Origin of the sequence: Streptomyces cavernae, assembly GCF_004023625.1 — a bacterium.
GTDB lineage: Bacteria > Actinomycetota > Actinomycetes > Streptomycetales > Streptomycetaceae > Streptomyces > Streptomyces cavernae.
Genome location: NZ_RPDJ01000078.1, coordinates 1 through 20,199 on the forward strand (window position 1 = coordinate 1; position 20,199 = coordinate 20,199).

Below are 20,199 nucleotides of genomic sequence, written 5' to 3' on the forward strand. Positions count from 1 at the left end.
CCTTCCAACCCCGTCAGTAGAGGCCCCCGGCCCGCCCGTCCGGTGCGCCCGGGACCCATAGACAGTGGCTACGGGCCCGCCCGTCCGGCCCGTTCCGACCCATGGGTCCCGTGCGCCCGCCCAGCCGTCAGGCCCGCCGCGCTCCCGAACGGGAGCTCGTGCGCGAGCGTGACCTCGCGCTCCGGCGGCCGTCCGGCCAGAGCTCCGGCTTTCGCTTGGCCGCCAGGTCCTCCGCCCAGCCGAACGCGACGATGCAGCCGCCGATGAGCACCCAGGTGAAAGCGAGCACCCCCCACGGGCTCTCCAGCAGCCAGGAGAAATGCCGCCACATCAGGTCGATGTTCCACAGGTGGTCCCACAGCGTCGCGGCGACCAGGATGCACATGTTGCTCCACAGGTAGACCGTCACCGCCCGGGAGTTGAGCAAAGTGATCGGTCGGTCCCAGCGGCGGAGCCTGCGGGGCCATTCCGACCATGACGGGCTGATGTGCAGCAGCATCAGCACGGTCGCGAAGGACCACAGGGCCTGCGCGAACGGTATCGAGTCGAGGTCGTTGCCCGGCCCGAAGTCGTGCGAGAACGCGTACCACAACCCCATGGCGCCGACGACCGGGGCCACGGACGGAACGATGTAGCGGGGCAGGCGCTGCAGGATGCCCTCCTGGTACGCCATGCCGAGGATCCAGCAGGCCCCGAACGTGCTGAAGTCGGTGAGGGCCGAGGGGATCCGCTCGCCGGGCAGTTCGAGATAGCCCTGGGAGAAGGCGGCCGACAGCGCGAGCGGGGTGAGGATCGTCACCACGGGCACCGCGCGCAGGGCCTTCAGCAGGACCGGCGAGAGCAGGACGTACCAGAGGTACGCGCGGATGTACCAGAGGGGACCGGCGAAGTCGGCGGCCCAGTTCTCGCCGATGAGGCCGTGGATGCCGGGCAGCCCCTCGCCGTACGGCGGATCGCTCAACGGGAGGATCCAGAACGCGAGGTGGCCCCACCACCAGAACGGGTGCCCTTCCGCGTCGGGCCCCCAGCCCTGCATCACCATGCCGGTGACGCCGATCGCGCCGAAGAGCCACAGCGGGGGAAGCAGCCGGCGGATCCTGCTCCGGATCACCTGGACCGGCGGACGCCTCAGCGAACGCGCCATGAGGTTCCCGGCGAGCGCGAACATCACGCCCATGGACGGGAACACCAGCGGCAGCCAGGCCCAGCCCGTGAGGTGGTAGAGGACGACACGGAAGAGGGCGATCGCCCGCAGGAAGTCGAAGTACCGGTCACGGCCGGGTTTGCCCGAGCCCTCCGGGGCCGTCGGCTCCGCCGTCCCCTCGGTACCGGACCCGGTGGTGCTGGGAGCGGGCGGGGGGACGGTCACCGTGCCCATTTCCTGCGTCGCCACCGGCGCGCCCGGGGCGTCCGGCACCCCGGGGAAGGCGGGGATCCTGGGCCCACCGGACGCGGGACGCCCGAGGTACGCCTCTTGGTACCCGGGGAAGTCCGGTCCGGGACCGCCCGGACTGCCCGGACTGCCCGGACTGCCCGGACTGCCCGGACTGCCCGGACTGCCCGGACTGCCCGGACTGCCCGGACTGCCAGGGCTGCGGGGGCTTCCGAGACCGGGGCTTCCTGGACGGGGGTTTCCGGGGCCACCGGGGCCGCTGGGGTATCCCGAACCGCCGGGGTGCCCCGAACCGCCTGGGTATCCCGAACCGCCCGGGTATCCCGAACCGCCCGGGTACCCGGAACTCCCACCGCTGCCCGCAGCGCCGGGGTATCCCGAACCACCGGGGCCGCCGAAACGGCCGCCGTCACCGAAACGGCCGCCGTCACCAGAACGGCTGCCGTCACCAGAACGATCCCCATCACCGGAACGGCCGCCGTCACCTGCGCTGCCAGAACTCCCAGGCGCATCGCCGAACCACGGAGTCCCCGATGAACCGGAGGAAGGTGAGCTCATCCGACCGGCCTCCGGTCCATCGCCTGCTGCTGGGCCCCGGCCCCCTGACCGGGCATAGACACCGCGCCCGTACGCCGCAGCTTCTGCCAGCGCAGTCGGCCACCGGTGAGAGCGGTGATCCAGGACTGGAGCAGTACGACGTACATGAGCTGGCGGTAGAGGATCTGCTGCAGCGGCAGCGAGATCAGGTGGGTCATGCGTTCCCGGTCCAGGCGGAAGGCGAGTGCCGCGCAGGCGGCCTGGATGGCCAGGACGCCGAGCCACGCGAGGATCGTCTTGCCGGTCGGGCCGAACACCAGCCCGTAGAGGAGGAACACGTCGATCAGCGGAGCCAGCAGCGGGGCCACCACCATGAACAGCGACACGAACGGCAGGCCCACACGGCCGAAGCGGCCGGAGTGGCCCCGTTCCACGATGGCCTTGCGGTGCTTCCAGATCGCCTGCATCGTGCCGTACGACCAGCGGTAGCGCTGCGACCACAGCTGCTGCACGGACTCCGGGGCCTCGGTCCACGCGCGCGCGTTCTCCGCGTACACCACGTCCCAGCCGTCGCGGTGCAGGGCCATGGTGATGTCGGTGTCCTCGGCGAGCGTGTCGTCGCTCATACCGCCGACCCGCTTCAGGGCGGTCCTGCGGAACGCGCCCACCGCACCGGGGATGGTCGGCATACAGCGCAGGATGTCGTACATCCGCCGGTCGAGGTTGAAGCCCATCACGTACTCGATGTGCTGCCAGGCGCCGATCAGCGAGTCGCGGTTGCCGACCTTGGCGTTGCCCGCGACGGCGCCCACCTTCGGGTTGCCGAAGGGCTGGACCAGTTCCCGGACCGTCGAGGGTTCGAAGACCGTGTCGCCGTCCATCATCACGATCAGGTCGTAACGGGCGTTGGCCACACCGCGGTTGAGAGCGGCCGGCTTGCCCGCGTTGAGCTGGCGCACAACACGTACGTTCGGCAGGCGCAGGCCCTCGACGATGCGTGCGGTGCCGTCGCTCGACCCGTCGTCCACGACGATCACTTCGATGGGATGGTCGCTCGCCACGAGGGAACGGACCGTCTTCTCGATGCACTTCGCCTCGTTGTAGGCGGGCACCAGGACCGACACCGGTTCGGTGACCGGCGGCCCCCAGCTGAAGCCGGGGCGGCGTACGCGACGGGCGTGGATGACGGACAGCAGCAGCATCATGCCGAAGCGGGCGATGACGAGGGTGCCGACCACGGCGAGGCCCACGACGAGGAAGCTGGTCGTGCTCTCCGAGGCCTGTACGGCCAGGACCCACGCCTTGCCCTTCATCAGCTCCAGGCCACCGACCTTGGAGTGGGCGCTCGGGGCGTTCAGCGCGGCGGTGAGGGTTTGGAACTCGTAGCCCTTGGCCTTGAGCTTGTCGATGTACTGGTCCAGGGCGGTGACGGTCTGGGAGCGGTCGCCACCGGAGTCGTGCATGAGCACGATGGCCCCGGACTTGCCCTTGGGCGTGGCATTGCTGACGATCTTGGCCGGCCCGGGCCGCTTCCAGTCCTCACTGTCGGCGTTGTTGACGACGGTGATGTAGCCGCGGCTGCCGATGTACTGGGTCACGGGCCAGGAGTTGTTGTCCATGCGGACGGCGAACGACGAGTACGGGGGGCGGAAGAGCGAGGTGCGGATGCCGGCCGCGCCCGCGAGCGCCAGCTGGTTCTGGGAGAGCTCCCAGTCGATGCGCCGCTTGGACTGGAAGGAGAGGTCGGGGTGGTTGAAGGTGTGCAGACCGATCTCGTGGCCCTCGTCCACCATCCGCTGGACGAGGTCCGGGTAACGCGAGGCCATGGTGCCGGTGATGAAGAAGACGGCCTTGGCGTCGTTCTTCTTCAGCACCTCGAGGACCTTGGGCGTCCACGTCGGGTCGGGGCCGTCGTCGAAGGTGAGTACGAGCTTCCGGTCGGGCAGGTCGAGGCTCTTCCCGTCGCCGTTGCGGCTGTCGATCACCGGGCCGCCCTCGAGGATCTCCTTCGGCACCTTGTCGTTGGAGGCGGGCGACTGGACGCGGTGGTCGGCGAGGATCTCGTTGTGCACGTACCCGCGCAGCATCAGCATCGCCATCAGCGCGACGAGGACGAGCGAGGGCAGCAGGTAGCGCATGGGCAGTCGGCGGCGCCGGGGGGACTTTGTTCCGGCGCTGCGACCGAGGGGAGGTGCCATCAGACGGTGTTCTCCGGGGACGCGGCGGGGCTCGGCTGTTCGATGGGGCCTTCGACGGGGCCCATGAGGGGACTGGGCGACGCGGGACCGTCCGCGACCGTGTCGACTCCGCCACCGACGGGGCCCGCGGTGTTGCTCGTCCCGGGAGTCGGTTCGGGGTCCGGGGACGGGTCCGCCGGCGGTGTCGTCTCGCCGTCCGGCACGGACGGGTCCGGATCCGGCTTGCTGGTCGCGCTCTTCGTGGGCTCCGGGTCTTCCGAGGCGCCCGGCTTCTTCGTGGTGGCGCTGCTGGACGGCACGGGCTTCCGGGTGGTGTCCGGCGCCGGCACGGTGCCTCCCACGCCCCACGGGCTGGTGCCGGGCGAGGCGCTTTGCGAGGGGGACGGCTCGGCGGAGGGGGTGGGCGCCGGTGAGTTCTCGACCTTGTCGGCCTCTTCCTCCTTGTCCTTCTGGCCCAGCCCCGGCAGCAAGGGCGCGCTGGAGTTGCCGGACAGCACGGTGCCCACGATGACCACCGCGTAGACCGCGCAGACAGCGCCGACGAGGAGGCCGATGCGGCGGTACAGACGGCTGCGCCGACCGGACTCGTCGACGAAGACCGGGGCGTCGGGCTCTTCGTTGGCGTTCTTCTTGCCCAGCAGCTCGCCGAGTTGGCGGCCCACGCCGTCGATCTGGACCGTCACCTCGTGCGGGTCGTAGGTGACGGGCAGCTCGGGCCCTTTCGGCCAGGCGCCGGTGTCCCGCTTGGTGCGCTGCACGGGCATGGCGAACGTCGGGTGGTCGGTGGCCGCCCGGGTGGGGCGGTTCACGCCCGGCCCGGCGGGCCCGCCCAGATGCATGGTCGGCCCACTCGCCGAGCCGGCGCCCGCCGCCCTTCCGGTGGGCCTGCCCGGGCTCGCGGCAGGAGGCGTGGACTTGCCCCCCAGGCCGATGGTCGGCCCGCCGGACTTGTCGGCGCCTGCCGCCGTCCCGCTCGGCCTGCCCGGGCTCGCGGCCGGTCCGAAGGAACCACCGGTGACCGGTCCGAAGGAACCACCGGTGGCCGGTCCGAAGGACTTGCCGGTGGCCGGTCCGGTCGGCTCGGCGGTGCCGGGTGCGGGGGACTCGTCCTTGTCCGTCACGGTACGAGCGATACGGTCCGGTCCCGACCAGGACGGCCGTCGGTCCTGCGCTCCGGCATCCGCGTCCGCCCGACGCCGCTCAGGGCTTACGGCGTCCTCGAAGCGCTTGGTGTCCTCGACCTTCTTGGCCGTGACTCCCTTGGCGTCCTCGACGCCGCCGACGCCCTCGACACTCTCGCGACTCTTGCCGCTTTCGCTGCGTTCCCCGCTTTCGCGGGTTTCGCCGGTTTCGCGGCTCTTGCCGTTCTCCGCCGAGACCGGCCGACCGTCGTCGCTCCGGTCACTGCGTACGCCCTCTCGCCGGCCCGGCTCATCAGCCTGGGACCGATCCGCCCGACCGGCATCCCGCCGCTCCGGTTGAGCGTCTTCTCGCCAATTTTCCACGCGCTCGCACATCCCCCCATGGGACTGAACCGGGTGCGCGTACGACTCCGGGCAGCCCACACTTGTCGTCCGGATCGGGCCCCCACCCGATCCGAGCGCCCCCCTTATCACACGGCGCCCGGACCACGAATGTAGCGCACAGAGGTGACACGCGTTGCTGCGCGTCCGTCCCGACTCATCATGATGAGTGCATCTGTGGCCGAAATCCAACTATCCGCTGGACAGATAAGCCACCCTTCTTCGTACGCGAGTTCGGCTGCCGCCGCCCTAAGGGCGTCAACTACCGGCCGACGGAGCCTCTCTCGTCACAGAAGTGATAGAGGCGACAGCGGAACGGGGTCAACCAAGGACCGCGGCACCCTCCCGCGCTTAGCAGGAAAATCCACAACTGCAAGGCCAGGGTTCCGTTTCTTGGCCATGATCTGCCGAACCCCCTCCGCACCGACCGCAGGCAGCACGAGCGGGGGCATTTCGGCCCGAACCCCTCGATCGAGTGACCGCCGCATCACGGTCGGTTTCAAGGCCGGCTTAGGGGTCCTTGCACTATGAGCGTCCGATGAGGTCGCGTGGTCTGGTGCCGTGCATCGCAAGGCGCCGGAGAGCCCTGGATGGGGGGTGCCCCCTGCTCGAGCGGAGCCGAGAGCTTGGGGGAGGAGCTACCTGGGCTTTTCGGCAACGCGGCGATGGGGGTGCCCCCTGCTCGAGCGCAGCCGAGAGCTTGGGGGAGCGGTGCCAGACCACGCGACCCGGGCGGGCATAGTGCAAGGACCCCTTAGTCCGCGCCACCGGACGACGAGGGGCCACCGGGAGGACGCGACTCCCGCAGACCCCTTTTCGCCAACCTCCACGCCCACCGCACCGCCTGAGTACCAACAGAACACCGCCGACAGACCGCAGCACCTCCGGCACTTTTGGCACTTCAGTCACGCAGACAGGTTTCTGGCACCTGAGGCACGCAGGACACCTCAGACACCAGCGCACTCGAGGCACATCAGCGCACACCCCATTGACGCAGCCGCAACCCCCACATACTTTCCACCGTCGAAGCGCTTCGACATCACGCATCGAATCGATTCGACGATCGGTGCGTGACGTCCTGATGCCCGCATACCCATCCGACTCCCCTGGAGGTACTGGATGTCGACGGCACGAAGGCGTGTGGTGGCGACAGCCGCGGCGGTGCTCGGCGGAACCCTTCTGCTGGCCTCCTGCGGCGGCTCGGACAGCGGGTCCTCCGACGGGAAGACCCTCAGGTTATGGCACTACGAAGCCCCCGACAGCGCGATGGGCGTGGCCTGGAACGAGGCCATCAAGGAGTTCGAGAGGACGCACCCGGGCGTTCGGGTCGAGTTCGAGGAAAAGGGCTTCGAACAGATCCAGAAGACCGCCCCGATGGTCCTCAACTCGGGCGACGCCCCCGACCTCATGGAGTACAACAAGGGCAACGCCACCGCCGGGTTGCTGTCCAGACAGGGACTGCTCACCGACCTCACCGCCGAGGTGACGAAACGCGGCTGGGACAAGAAGATCAGCGCCGGTGTCCGCACCACCAGCCAGTACGACACGAACGGCGTGATGGGCTCCGGCAACTGGTACGGCGTGCCCAACTACGCCGAGTACACGATGGTCTTCTACAACAAGGACCTCTTCGAGAAGCACGGGGTCGAGGAGCCCACCACCTTCGACGAACTGACCGCCGCCATGGACACCTTCGTCGACAAGGGCGTCACACCGCTCGCCAACGCCGGTGCCGAGTACATCGCCCATCAGTACCTCTACCAGCTCGCCCTGTCCAAGGCGGACCGCTCCTGGGTCGACTCCTACGAGCTGTACAAGGGCAGGACCGACTTCCGCGACGCCGCCTGGACGTACGGCGCCGAGACGTTCGCCGACTGGGTGAAGAAGGGCTACATCAGCGAGAAGTCCAGCAGTCTCAAGGCCGAGGACGCGGGTGTCTCCTTCATCCAGGGCAAGTTCCCGATCCTGTTCTCCGGCAGTTGGTGGTACGGCCGCTTCAAGGCGGAGAACAAGTTCGAGTGGGGCACGTTCCTGTGGCCCGGATCGAACATGACACTCGGCTCCGGCGGCAACCTGTGGGTGGTCCCCAAGGGCGCCAAGAACAAGGAACTCGCCTACGACTTCATCGACATCACCATGTCCGAGAAGATCCAGAACCTGCTCGGCAACAAGGGCGCGGTACCGGTCGCAGCCGACGCGTCCGCCATCACCGATCCACAGGCCAAGGCCCTCATCGACGACTTCAACACCCTCGCGGGGCGTGACGGCCTCGCCTTCTACCCGGACTGGCCCGTCCCCGGCTTCTACGACGTCCTCGTCGCCGAGACCCAGAAACTGATCAACGGCAGCGCGAAACCCGGCGAATACCTCGACGCGTTGCAGGAGGCGTACGACAAGGGCGTGCCGAAGACATGACGCTCACCGTCGAACGGGGCGGCCGGGTCGTCGAACAGCACACGGGCCGGGCCCGCCCGCGCCGCCCCCGCGACCCGTACGCCCTGTTCCTGCTGCCCGGTGTCCTCGCCTTCTGCGCGGTCGTCGTCGTGCCGTTCCTGATGAACACCGGGGTGAGCTTCACCGAATGGCAGGGAGTGGGCAGCCCCACGTGGTCGGGGCTCGCCAACTACCGCGAACTGCTGGACGACGACGAGTTCTGGGCGTCCTTCCGGCACAGCCTGTTCATGGTGGTGGCGATGGCGGCCGTACCGACGGCCATCGGGCTTGTCCTGGCCGCCGCGCTCTTCGACTTCGTCGGCAAGCACTTCGGCAGCAGGACGGCCGCCGTGCTGCGGGCCTGCTTCTACCTCCCGCAGGTGCTGCCGATCGCCGTCGCCGGCATCGTCTGGAGCTGGATCCTCGCTCCCGAGGGCGGTTCCCTCAACGAGCTGCTGAAGGCCGCCGGCCTGGGCTCCTGGCAGCAGGACTGGCTGGGCGATCCGGACCTCGCGCTGTACAGCGTCATGGGCGTGATGGTGTGGGTGCAGATCGGCTTCCCGCTGGTGGTGTTCATGGCGGGGCTGCAACGCGTCGACCCGCAGCTGTACGAGGCCGCCGAGCTGGACGGCGCGGGCTGGTGGCGCCGGTTCTGGCACATCACGCTGCCGCAGATCCGCCCGGAGACCTATGTGGTGCTGCTGTGGTGCACGATCGCCGCGCTCAAGGTCTTCGGCGCGGTGTACGTGCTCACCAAGGGCGGTCCCGGCGGGGCGACCAATGTGCCGTCCTACTTCTCCTTCACCACGTTCTTCGAGAAGACGCAGGTCGGGTACGGCGCCACGATCTCCACCGTGCTGACGGTGATCATCCTGGTGCTGGCCCTGATCGGGCTGAAGCTCCAGACGCGCGCGGAGGACGCCGAGGACGGGGTCCGGACGTGACCGCCGCGTGGAAGGGGCCCGGACATGAACAGACCTGACCACGGAACGCGAGGAGGGGGCCAGGACATGAAGGCGGAACCCGAGGAAGGGGCCCGTGCATGACCGCCGTGCGCCGCTACCCCGTCCTGCTCGCCCTGTGCGTGGGGGCCCTGTTCATGGTGCTGCCGTTCGCGATCGTCGCGGTCAACGCCGTCAAGTCCCCCGCGGAGTACTCCGCGAACGGCCCGCTGAGCCTTCCCGACGGCCTCTACCTCGACGGTCTGCAGAGCTTCTGGGAGCGCGTCGACTTCGGGCAGAAGCTGGTCAACTCGGTCCTGATCTCCGGGTCGGTGGCCGTCCTCGCGGTCGTGCTCTCCGTCCTCAACGCGTACGCGATCGGCATCGGCCGGATCAAGGGCCGCACCTGGGTGCTCGCCTTCTTCGTCCTGGCCAACATGCTGCCGCAGGAGGCGCTTGTGTACCCGGTCTACTTCCTGAGCAAGCAGGCGGGCCTCTACGACACCCGGCTCAGCGTGATCATCGTCTTCACCGTCATCCAGGCGGCGTTCGGCACCTATCTGCTCTCCGCCGTGCTGGGCCGGTTCCCGCGCGAGATCATCGAGGCCGCCCGTATCGACGGGGCGAACGCCTGGCAGGTGCTGTGGCGGATCGTGGTCCCCGTCAGCCGGCCGACCATCGGCGTCCTGCTGGTGTTCTTCTTCATCTGGACCTGGAACGAGTTCCTGCTGCCCCTGGTCATGCTGGTCTCCAACGACAACCAGACGGTGTCGGTGGCGCTCGGCGTCCTCCAGGGCCAGCGGCTGATGGACGCCACGATGACGAACGCGGCGGCCCTGCTGGGTGTCCTGCCCGCCATCGTCTTCTTCCTCGTCTTCCAGCGAACCCTCACCCGCGGTATCGCCGTGGGTGCCGTCAAGTAGACCAAGCAGGTCAAGTAGGGGGTTACCGCGTGAAGTTCACCGACGGCTACTGGCTGCTGCGCGAGGGGGTCACCGCCGCGTACCCCGTCGAGGTCCTCGATGTGACCGCCGGGCCCGGCACCCTCGACATCCACGCACCGACGCAGCCCATCCGCCACCGCGGGGACCTGTTGAAGGGACCGGTCGTGACGATCAGCGCACACGCCCCGATGCCGGACGTCATCGGCGTCACGTTCACGCACTTCGAGGGCGAGCAGCCGCGCGGCCCCGAATTCGAGCTCACTCGGGCCGAGTTCACTCCGCAGGTGTCGTACGACGACGACAACGCCCAGCTCACGGCTGGCCGGCTGAGCGTGCGGGTGTCCCGCACCGACCCCTGGCACATCGAGTTCCTCGCCCACGGCCGCACCCTGACCTCGAGCGGCTCCAAGGGCATGGGCATCATGCGCGACGCGGCCGGCGCCCACTATCTGCGCGAGCAACTCGGCCTGGGCATCGGCACGTCCGTCTACGGGCTCGGCGAACGCTTCGGTCCCCTGGTCAAGAACGGCCAGGTGGTGGACATATGGAACGCGGACGGCGGTACCGCCACCGAACAGGCCTACAAGAACGTGCCCTTTTACCTCACCGACGCGGGCTACGGCGTCTTCGTCGACCACCCCGGAAGGGTCTCCTTCGAGGTCGGCTCGGAGGCCGTCTCCCGCGTCCAGTTCAGCGTCGAGAGCCAGCAGCTCACGTACTACGTCATCTACGGTCCCACCCCCAAGGAGATCCTGCGCAAGTACACGGCCCTCACCGGCCGCCCGGCCCTGCCGCCCGCCTGGTCCTTCGGCCTGTGGCTGTCGACGTCCTTCACCACCTCCTACGACGAGGCCACCGTCACCTCCTTCATCGACGGCATGAAGGAACGCGACCTCCCGCTGTCCGTCTTCCACTTCGACTGCTTCTGGATGCGCGAGTTCAACTGGTGCGACTTCCGGTGGGATCCCCGGGTGTTCCCCGATCCGGAGGGCATGCTCGCCCGGCTCAAGGAACGCGGCCTGCGCATCAGCGTCTGGATCAACCCGTACATAGCCCAGCGCTCACCGCTGTTCGCGGAGGGCAAGGCCCTCGGCCATCTGCTGCGCAGACCCGACGGCAGCGTCTGGCAGTGGGACCTGTGGCAGCCGGGCATGGCGCTGGTGGACTTCACCAGCCCGGCCGCCCGCGAGTGGTACGCGGCCAAGCTGGAGGCCGTACTCGCGCAGGGCGTCGACTGCTTCAAGACGGACTTCGGCGAGCGAGTGCCGGTCGACGTGGCGTACGCGGACGGCTCCGACCCGGAGCGGATGCACAACTACTACACCTATCTGTACAACCGCACGGTCTTCGAGGTGCTGCGCAAGACCCGCGGCGAGAAGGAGGCCGTGGTCTTCGCCCGCTCGGCGACCGCGGGCAGCCAGCGCTTCCCGGTCCACTGGGGCGGCGACTGCGAGGCGACGTACGAGTCGATGGCGGAGTCGCTGCGCGGCGGGCTGTCGCTCGGGCTGACCGGGTTCGGCTACTGGAGCCACGACATCGGCGGTTTCGAGGGCACCCCGACACCCGCCCTGTTCAAACGGTGGGCCGCCTTCGGCCTGTTGTCCTCGCACAGCCGGCTGCACGGCTCGTCCTCGTACCGGGTGCCGTGGCTGTTCGACGAGGAATCCGTGGACGTGGTCCGTGAATTCACCCGGCTCAAGCTACGGCTCATGCCCTACCTCCACGAGGCCGCCCGCACCGCCCACACCGACGGTGTGCCGATGATGCGGGCGATGGTCCTGGAGTTCCCTGAGGACCCCGGCTGCGCCCACCTGGAACGCCAGTACATGCTCGGCCCGGACCTGCTCGTCGCACCCGTCTTCAGCGACGACGGGGACGTCTCCTACTACGTGCCCGAGGGCACCTGGACCCACTTCCTCACCGGCGAGACGGTCACCGGACCGCGCTGGGTCCGGGAGAGGCACGGCTTTCTGAGCCTGCCGCTGCTCGTCCGGCCGGGTGCGGTGATCCCGGTGGGCGCGGTGGACGACCGGCCCGACTACCCGTACGCGGACGGCGTGACGCTCCACGCCTACGGCCTGGCGCGCGGCGAGCAGGTGACCGTGCCGGTGGGCGGGGTGACCTTCACCGTCGTACGGGAGGGGGACACGCTCCGCGCCTCCGCGGACGACGCCTCGGCGCCCTGGGCACTGGCCTGCGGTGACCGTACGGTCCGAGCGAGGGCCGGAACGGGCTTCCTCTCCCTGGAACTACCCGATGCGGAGCGCGAGAGATGGTGAAGATCACCGATGTGGCACGGCACGCGGGGGTGTCCCCCAGCACCGTCTCGTACGCCCTCAGCGGCAAACGCCCGATCTCGGAGGAGACCCGGCAGCGCATCGAGGCCAGCATCCGCGAGCTGGGCTACCGGCCGCACGCGGGCGCCCGGGCGCTCGCCAGCAGCCGCTCGAACGTGATCGCGCTGGTGGTGCCCCTGCGGACGGGCATCCATGTACCGGTGGTGATGCAGTTCGCGGTGTCGGTGGTGACCAGCGCCCGCAGGCACGACCACGACGTGGTGCTGCTTCACGCAGGAGGAGGGCGAGGACGGACTGCGCCGGGTCGCGGACACGGCCCTGGTGGATGCGCTGATCGTGATGGACGTCCAGCTCCACGATCCCCGGCTGCCACTGCTGAGGGAGCTCGGCCTGCCGTCCGTGATGATCGGCTTCCCGGCCGAGCCCGACGGGCTGACCTGTATCGACCTCGACTTCAAGGCGGCGGGCGAGGTGTGCGTGGAACATCTGGTGCGGCTCGGGCACCGGGTTGTGGCGCTGGTCGGGTCGCCGCCCGCGGTTTACGTGCGCGAGACGGGGTTCGCCCAGCGCGTGGTCCAGGGCTTCACGGCGGCCGCCGCCCGGCAGGGGCTCGTGTCCTCCGTCCACCCCTGCGAGGCGACCCCCGCCGCGGCCCGCGTGATCGCCGAGCAACTCCTGCGGGAGCGACCGGCGTTGACCGGGGTCGTCGTGCACAACGAGGCGATCCTGGAGCCGCTGATCGACGCGTTCGAGGAGCTCGGGCTGCGGGTCCCCGTCGATCTGTCGGTGACCGCGATCTGCCCGGACGACCTGGCCGGACGCACCCGCCTCCCGGTCACCTCCGTGGACGTGCCGTCCGGCGAGGTGGGCGCCGGGGCGGTGGACCTGCTGATGAAGAAGCTGGCCGGCGCGACCGTCCCGGAGGCGACGCTGCTGCCGCCCAGGCTCACGGAGAGAGCGAGTACGGCATGTCGCTCGCTGGCGTGACCCCGGCCGGTCACAGGCATCCTCCTCCAGCTCCGCGGATTCCTCGCCGTCGGACCGTCGCCAACCGGGCCGCGACCGCGACCGCGAGGCCGATGCCCAGTCCGGCGGCGGGGCGGTCCGGGGAACAGCGTTGCTCCGTCGGACCAGTGAGTCCACATCGGAGTAACCCAGTTCGACCGACGTTCCCCCTGCGCTGATAGCCGACGTCCCCGCTCCAGGCATCTGCCTGAAGCGGGGACGTACCTACTTGGCCGTGTGGGCGGGCGGCGGAATGTCACCCCCGACTACAGCTGCCGGTCTCCTTGCCAGGTGACCGACGTCAGTGCGGCCAGGCCGCCCCCATTGGCCAGCCCCTTGTAGGTCACCCTCCGGGCAGGCCCCAGCTCGTGTGCGACACGCTTCGCCAGGTCCATCCCCTCGTGGAACAGCCGCTCCCACTCGGCGTCGTACTTGCCCTCCTCCCGGTCCCGCAGCTCCAGGTTCAGCGTGGTGTCGATGGCCTCGGCCCACTTGTAAAGAGCGGAGACGAGGTCGTCGGGCAGGTCCAAAGCGGCGGCGGGGTCGTCGGGGAAGAAGTCGCCGAACCCGTCGGAGCGCAGTGGACCGTACTTGTACTCGCCTTCGACCGTGATGTGGACCGGGTGGGGCGGGGTCCCATGGCTGTCGCGTTCCCAGTGCAGGCGGTCGCAGCCCCAGCACACCCACTTCGCCGTCCCGTGGCGTTCGTCCCAGTACCGCACCACCCAGGACGGGCCGAGGTGCCGGGCCAGGCGTTGCGCCATCTCCAGGCCCTGCTGGACGTGCTTGCGCAGGGCCGGGCGAGAGGCGAACCCCTCGGACGGACGGGAAAGCGACCACGAGCGCAGTGCGTCGGACAGGTCCGCGGGCAGGCCCAGCGCGGCGTCGTCCAGCGGGACGTTGCTAGTGAACGCGTCCACGTCCTCGTACCAGCCGCCTTCGTGCGGCCCGTAGACAGGAGACGGCTCGCTCCGGGCGTGGACCAGCACGTGCCGTGGTTCTTCGGGGGTCATGCGATGTTCCCTCCGATCACGTAGCCGTTGTCGCCCACGCCCCCGGGGCCGGCGTCCACTTCGCGCCGCCGAGCTCAACAGTCGCCCCTGCCACACTGTTTGTGCAAGGCAGCCCGCAGGTAGGCGATCAGATCACCGGTCGGCACTGTCCACTCCACGGCGTACACCAGGGCCGGGCGGCCATCTTCCAGCCTGACCCGGGCACCGGGACTGGGCGTGTTTCGGTCCGTGGTAGTCGCAGTGCGGCCCGCACTCGTGTTGCTTCGGGCGCGGGCCGCGGCTGCGGGATTTCGTGGTCGCTGCTACGCGGCCACGTGAGGTGCCGTTACCGCTGTTGCCGGAGTGGCACGACGTAGGGATCCAGACTCATTCGCACGTCTGAATCGGATACCTCTCGATTGCCCCCTACGCCATTCCATCCCTCAAGTTGCCTAATCGCATGGACGGGGACTCCCAATCCATGGAAGAAGCAGCTGGCAAACGCGAAGAAGGTCGCGTCGCTCCCGAGTTCCGCTTTCACCCATAGGGCGATATCCACCGTGTCGACACCGCGCATCGCACGCTCGCGAACGCCGAGCGCAATCAACTTGGGGTCCTTCATTTCCAGAACACCACCTCAACCTTGGTGTAATTACCGGGAGTGCCTACCAGTTTCACGATGTCAATCTCCCCGTTGAATCCATATTTGGCGGCCATCTTGCCGGTGAAAGTCAGTCGTGCTGCTTCCTCATGGCTCAACATGAGACTCTGTATACCAGCATTGAAGCTGTCCAGATTGTCCTTCATGTCGCCGCCGCCCAGCCAGGTACCCCGGATCCCCTTTGCATTTCCGCCGATCTTCGCCATGACGTCGGCAATCATTTCGCTGCCAGTCGGCGTCAGACCCTCTTCGGCGAGAACCAGGAGATTCAGGATCCCATCGTTGTCGATGGAACCCATCACCCCATGACTTCCGCTGCCGTAGTCGTCCGCCCACTCAGTACAAGGGGAGCTACTGACACGGGCAGCCTTGGCGTCGGCCCGGAACAGGCTCTTTCCGGCGGGTTTGCCCTTCAGGCAGCGTTCGCGCAGCTCCTTGATGAGCTTACTAGTGATACCGGCGATGGCCTGTTCCGACAGCCCTGCGGCACGCAGGCCCCCGTAGGCGTCGGCGAAACCGATGCCAAGCCTCAGCGAGGCATCGGCTGCCTTGATGGCGTCAGCGATGGGCCTCAGGATCTTACCGGCGAACAGTGTCGCGACGTCGAAGGCGACCCAGCCGCACTGGCTGCCGTCTCCGCCTCTACCGCCGGGGATGAGCTTTTGGAAGCACTTGATCCAGCTGCCGAAGATGACGTCCACCGGGTCGATGCCCGCTTGGAACTCGGCCACCGTGATCGTGTGCGTGACCTTCTGGGTTACCTCGGTAACGTGCGGTCCCACGTAGGTGGTCGCGCCGGCCGGGCACATGTACTTCATCGGGTCGATGCCGGCGGCGTCGCACACGTAGAGGCTGAGGTAGGCCTTGAGACGGAACTCCACGGTCATCGTGCAGCCGCCGGTGTAGACGACCGGGGTGTACCACTTGTCGCAGGCGTCCGTCTTCGCCAGGGTCTTGGGTTCTCCGATCTTCTCGTAGCGGTCGACCTTGTAGAACATGTTGCCGATGGAGCCGTCCTGGTCGACGACGGTGCCGGCGTCGACGTCCTTGCCCTTCTCGGCCCTTTCGGCTCGGTCGGCGGCTTCCTGGGCTTCCCTGGCGTACCTTTCGGCGTCCTTGGCGGCCTGTTCGGCTTCGGTCGCGGCGGCGTCGGCGCGGTCGGCCGCGGCGCGGGCGTCCTTGGCGGCCTGTTCGGCCTCCGATGCGGCCGCGCGGGCTGCTGCCGCGTCGAGAGCGGCCTGGTCGGCGGAGGCGCGGGCTTCCTTGGCGTAGCCCTCGGCGCGCCCGGCGGCCCGGTCGGCTGCGGCGGCGTCCTCGGTGGCCTGGCGCTGATACTCGATCGAGCGGGCCAGTGACTGGCTGGCCTTGGACGCGGCCAGGGCGGCGTCGGCGGCGTAGCCGAGGGCCTCCTTGGCGTAGCCGCGGGCGTCCGCCGCGTGTCCGGCGGCGTTGGCGGCGTGCTGGTAGGCGGCCTTGGCATCCCCCTTCGCCTGCTCGGCGAGTGCCTTGGCTGCGGCGGCCTCCTCCTTGGCGTTCTTGGCGTGGGCGTCGGCGACGGCCTTTTGCTGCTCGGCGATGGACTTCGACGCCTGCCCGGTCAGCACCACCAGGCCGGCGGCCGAGTCGGTGGTGACGTACGGGGAGCCGAGCTGGATGGCGTCGTTGGCCGGCTGGGCGACCTGCGCGGCGGCGTTGCCGGCGTCCACGGCGGCCTGGGCGGTGACGTGGGCGAAGCCCGCGGCCTTCGCCGAGGCCATCAGGGCCTTGGCGGCCTCCTTGTTCGCCTCGTCCGCCTCGGACTTGGCGGTCTTGGCGTGCTTCTCCGCCTCATCCGCCAACTCGACAGCCGTCTTCGCCTCGTCGGCAGCGTGAGCGGCGGCCTTGATGGCGTCCGCCACGGCGGCGGTCGCGGTCTTCACCGCAGCGTCCGCGCGCAGCTTCGCCGCCTGCGCACCATCGGCGTTCGCACGGGCCCGCTTGGCGGCAGCCTCGGCGCGGGTAGCCGCGGCGTCCGCGTCGGCTGCGGCCTTCGTCGCGGCGCCGGCCGCAGAACGGGCCCTGCCGGCAGCCGCTTCCGCATCGTCCGCGTGCCCGTCCGCCTCGTTGGCGGCGGCACGAGCAGCGGTCGCCGCGCCTCCTGCTTTCAGGGAGTCGGCGTAGGCGCCCAGGGCGTCGGCCTTCGCGCGGTCCGCCTCGGCCTTCTGCTCCGCGTCCCACGCGTCGTCCCGCTTGGCTTTCGCGTCGTCGCGGGCCTTGACCGCGTCGTTCTTCCGCGCAACCGCGGTGGCCTCGGCGGATTCGGCCTTGTCCTTGGCGTCCTTGGCCTTCGACGCCTCGGCCTGAGCGGTCTCCTTGTGCCGGGCTGCCTCGGCCTGCTTGGCCTCGGCGGTCTCCTTCTCCTTCTTCGCCGTCTTCTCTTCGGCCTCCGCGGCCAACCGCTTGGCGTGCGCGTCGGCGGCAGCCGCCTTCGCGTCACCCTCGGCCTTCAACGCGACGGCGAGCTTGGCCTCCGCGGTCTCCTTGTCCTTCTTGGCATTGTCCCGGTGCACCTTCGCCGCATCCGCTGCGGCCTTCGCCTGCAACTCGGCGGCGTGCGCGGCCTCTTTACGGAACTCCGCCTTCGCCTGCGCGGCCTGAGCCAGCGCACGCTGCGAGATCGTCTCACTGTCCGCGGCCGCGGCACGGGTGGCCGCCTCAGCGGTCTCACCCGCCTTCACCATTGCCGCCAGCGCAGCAGCCGCACCATTGGTGACCTGGGCCTTCTGCTGACCCACCAGCAGACCACGACCCCGCGGAGCACCGGCCTGATCAGCGAGCGTGTAGGCGGCCTGCTCAGCGGTGTCCGACGTGGTGACGGCCTTCTGCGCGGCGGTGAGCTGAGTCTTCAGGACAGTCAGTTGCTTCTTCGCCGCTGCCTGAGCGGCCGTGATACCGGCCTTGGCCTTGTCGAACTGCGCCTTCGGCGGAACCGTCCCGGTGTGCCCGGACGGCTTGATCCTGAACTTCTGCGGGTTGCCGCCGGAGCACGTCCACAACCGCGCATCCGTGCTGTTGGTGAAGTTGGCCAGGTCGAGGCACTTGTCCGTGGCAGTGTTTTTCAGCGCCGTGGCGGCACGCAGGTTGTACTCCCACGTCTGCGCCGGAGAGCTGTTGCACGTCCAGATCTGGATCTTCGTGCCGTTCGCCGAGTTCGTCCCCGACACATCCAGGCACTTCAGGGAATTGACGTTGCGCAGGTGCAGGCCCTTGTCGTCGCCGTAGACCTCCCACTGCTGCTGCGCCTTGCCGTTGCAGGTGTAGATCTGCACCGGCGAGCCGTTGGTCTTCGCGCCACCCGGGATGTCGAGGCACTTGCCCGACGCGCCCGGCACCTCGATCACCGCCGGCGCGGCCCCGACATAACCGACGCCGCCCGCGGACCAGTAGTCCTGCCAGCGCGTGAGGTGGTCGGCCGTCCACGAGTGGCCGAGCATGTCGCCCAGCGCCTTCGCGCCCGCGGCCAGCGCCTTGGTGGCGTCGGTGTTCGCGGCCAGGATCTGGTTGCGCTGCGCGGCCTGCGCGGAGATCTCCTGCTGCCACTCGGTGGCGGCGGTCGCGGAGATGCCGCCCAGCACCTTGCTCGGGTCGATCGGGTCACGCCACGCACACGCGGCGAACCGGGTCTTCATGTCCTCGACCGCGATGCGGTACTCCGCCGTGCCCGACTGCGGGGCCGTACGGGGGAAACCACCGGAGGCGAGGAAGAGACGGGCATTGTCCGCACCGGTGGGCTCCAGGTCCCACTCGGACAGATGCTTGAAGGCGTCCCGCTCGGCGAGCGCACGGTTCCACTCGTCTCTGGGCAGGCCAGGGTCCGGGTTCTTGCCGTACAGCGGGATACCAAGGTCCTTGACCGCCTTGACCGTCGCCGCGTCAGCCTTCGGCGTCGAGTCCTCGTAGAAGTTGCTCTCGTCCTTCCAAAACCGGTCCGAGGTCCACTTCGTCAGCCCCGTCTGGCCGTAGAAGTCGTCCTTGCCGTCATCCGCCGTTCCCGGAGGCCAGTGGAAACCGGTCTCAGTGAAGCCGGCCGGAGTGGTCAGCCCGTCGAGAGGCTTCTTCCATCCGTCCCGCAGCGCGTGAAGGGCATCCAGCTCCTTGCTCGCCGCGTCCTTGTCCTTCTGGTACGCCGTCGCGAGCGGGGTGTCCTTCCACCGCTCCCGGTCGGCCAGCTCACGCAACTTGGCCGGGGTCTGGTTCAGGCCGCCCTGAGCGGTCGTCGCCATCGACGGCCCGCCCAGGCGCAGCACATCAGCCATCAGACACTGGTCCTGCCGCAACTGCTCGGCAGCCGTGTCCTCGTTCCAGTCGTACGAGTCACCCGCCGGCGCGGCGCGTCCTCCGCCGTCCCGGTTGAGCAGGTCGGGCTGGACGGCAAGGCCGCCGAGGACGGCCAGGGCGGCAACGGACGTGATGACAGGAGTGAGAATCGCGGATCTTCGTGATCTGGGTCCGAACAACCCTGGCCTGCGCAACGGGGCATCCCTTCGTAGTGCATGAGGGCAGGCCGAGGCGACCGACCGAAGTGACGGAGCGCTGTGTGACACAGCCCGTCTTTCGGTGCGGAGACAGGAGCAGTGGACGGTGCAGACCGAGACTCAGCCCAGAGTGAGCCGGTCACGCGGCATGACAGCCAGTTCCCCGTGGCGACGCTGTTCCCCCGGCCGCCGGTTGACACGCGCGATGGCGGAGTGGTCTGGATCCGCCTGTTCGCGGCGATCACAATACGCGCACATGAACGGGACAGGACAAGTCAAGTTTTGGTGACGGAGAGGACTGGCGCGAACGTGCAAGCCAAGGCCCACGGTTCTCGGCGTGCACAACGTCCGCGCTCAGGCTGGGGATTACCTGTGTGGCAGATGTGAAGATCTGCGCAGGCCTGAGTCGATCACCACACCAGAGTTGGCCGGAAACTGCCTCTCACTCACCAGGTCCGGGGTTGGCCTGGAGCGCGAACCACACGGTCTCGCGGGGCGTGGGCAGCATGTCTGCCTCGCCCGCGCAGCAATCACGACTTTTCGTGATCCGCTTGCGACGCACAGTCGCGACCCTCCAGCGTTCGCGACAACAAACAACCCCGGTCGGGTGCTACCAACACCCGCCGGGGTCTCAGTAGCTGTTGTCGTTCCGATCTTGAGGGCTGCACGTCGAACGGGGTGCTCGATCGGGTGGTTGCCGCCGGCTGCGGGCATGACGGCAGGGCCTCTTGGTAGCTCGGGGTTGCGAAGCCAACCGAGAT

The 20,199-nt window shown here is 68.8% G+C and carries 9 protein-coding genes and 1 pseudogene; 5 read left to right on the top strand and 5 right to left on the bottom strand.

The genetic code is table 11. The features are described 5' to 3' along the window. Positions 1-127: 127 nt before the first annotated feature. From EF387_RS44655 to EF387_RS47845, 3 genes are all read right to left on the bottom strand, one after another. Positions 128-1,378: an acyltransferase family protein gene (locus EF387_RS44655; protein WP_128382326.1), complete on the bottom strand. Its 1,251-nt coding sequence runs from the start codon at positions 1,376-1,378 to the stop codon at positions 128-130. A 569-nt stretch (positions 1,379-1,947) separates the two neighbouring features. After that, the gene (locus EF387_RS44660) at positions 1,948-4,128 is read right to left on the bottom strand and encodes a bifunctional polysaccharide deacetylase/glycosyltransferase family 2 protein (RefSeq protein ID WP_128382318.1); all 2,181 of its coding nucleotides are present in this window, start codon (positions 4,126-4,128) and stop codon (positions 1,948-1,950) included. Next, a complete protein-coding gene (locus EF387_RS47845; RefSeq protein WP_128382319.1) occupies positions 4,128-5,633 on the bottom strand; it encodes a hypothetical protein in 1,506 nt (501 codons plus the stop codon). Before EF387_RS47845 ends, EF387_RS44660 begins: the two co-directional genes overlap by 1 nt. Positions 5,634-6,770: 1,137 nt before the next feature. On the opposite strand from EF387_RS47845, the gene EF387_RS44670 reads away from it, so the two are divergent. The 5 genes and pseudogenes from EF387_RS44670 to EF387_RS44690 all read left to right on the top strand — a co-directional run bounded on the left by EF387_RS44670 (position 6,771) and on the right by EF387_RS44690 (position 13,253). Then, a complete protein-coding gene (locus EF387_RS44670; protein ID WP_128382320.1) occupies positions 6,771-8,066 on the top strand; it encodes an ABC transporter substrate-binding protein in 1,296 nt (431 codons plus the stop codon). Next, on the top strand, positions 8,063-9,028 hold the full coding sequence (locus EF387_RS44675; protein ID WP_128382321.1) for a carbohydrate ABC transporter permease: 966 nt from the start codon (positions 8,063-8,065) through the stop codon (positions 9,026-9,028). Before EF387_RS44670 ends, EF387_RS44675 begins: the two co-directional genes overlap by 4 nt. Before the next feature lie 98 nt (positions 9,029-9,126). Continuing rightward, positions 9,127-9,948 (top strand): carbohydrate ABC transporter permease, encoded by an 822-nt coding sequence (locus EF387_RS44680; RefSeq protein WP_128382322.1) that lies wholly within the window; start codon positions 9,127-9,129, stop codon positions 9,946-9,948. Between the two features lie 29 nt (positions 9,949-9,977). Beyond that, positions 9,978-12,248, top strand: coding sequence for an alpha-xylosidase (gene yicI, locus EF387_RS44685; RefSeq protein WP_128382323.1), 2,271 nt, complete (start codon positions 9,978-9,980; stop codon positions 12,246-12,248). Further along, positions 12,242-13,253, top strand: a pseudogene (locus EF387_RS44690) (LacI family DNA-binding transcriptional regulator). The gene yicI and the pseudogene EF387_RS44690 overlap by 7 nt, the downstream one beginning before the upstream one ends. Positions 13,254-13,537: 284 nt before the next feature. Here EF387_RS44690 and EF387_RS44695 read toward each other — a convergent pair. Next, the gene (locus tag EF387_RS44695) at positions 13,538-14,284 is read right to left on the bottom strand and encodes a hypothetical protein (RefSeq protein ID WP_128382324.1); all 747 of its coding nucleotides are present in this window, start codon (positions 14,282-14,284) and stop codon (positions 13,538-13,540) included. A 597-nt stretch (positions 14,285-14,881) separates the two neighbouring features. Continuing rightward, positions 14,882-19,219: an RICIN domain-containing protein gene (locus EF387_RS44700; protein WP_238432061.1), complete on the bottom strand. Its 4,338-nt coding sequence runs from the start codon at positions 19,217-19,219 to the stop codon at positions 14,882-14,884. Positions 19,220-20,199: the final 980 nt, after the last annotated feature.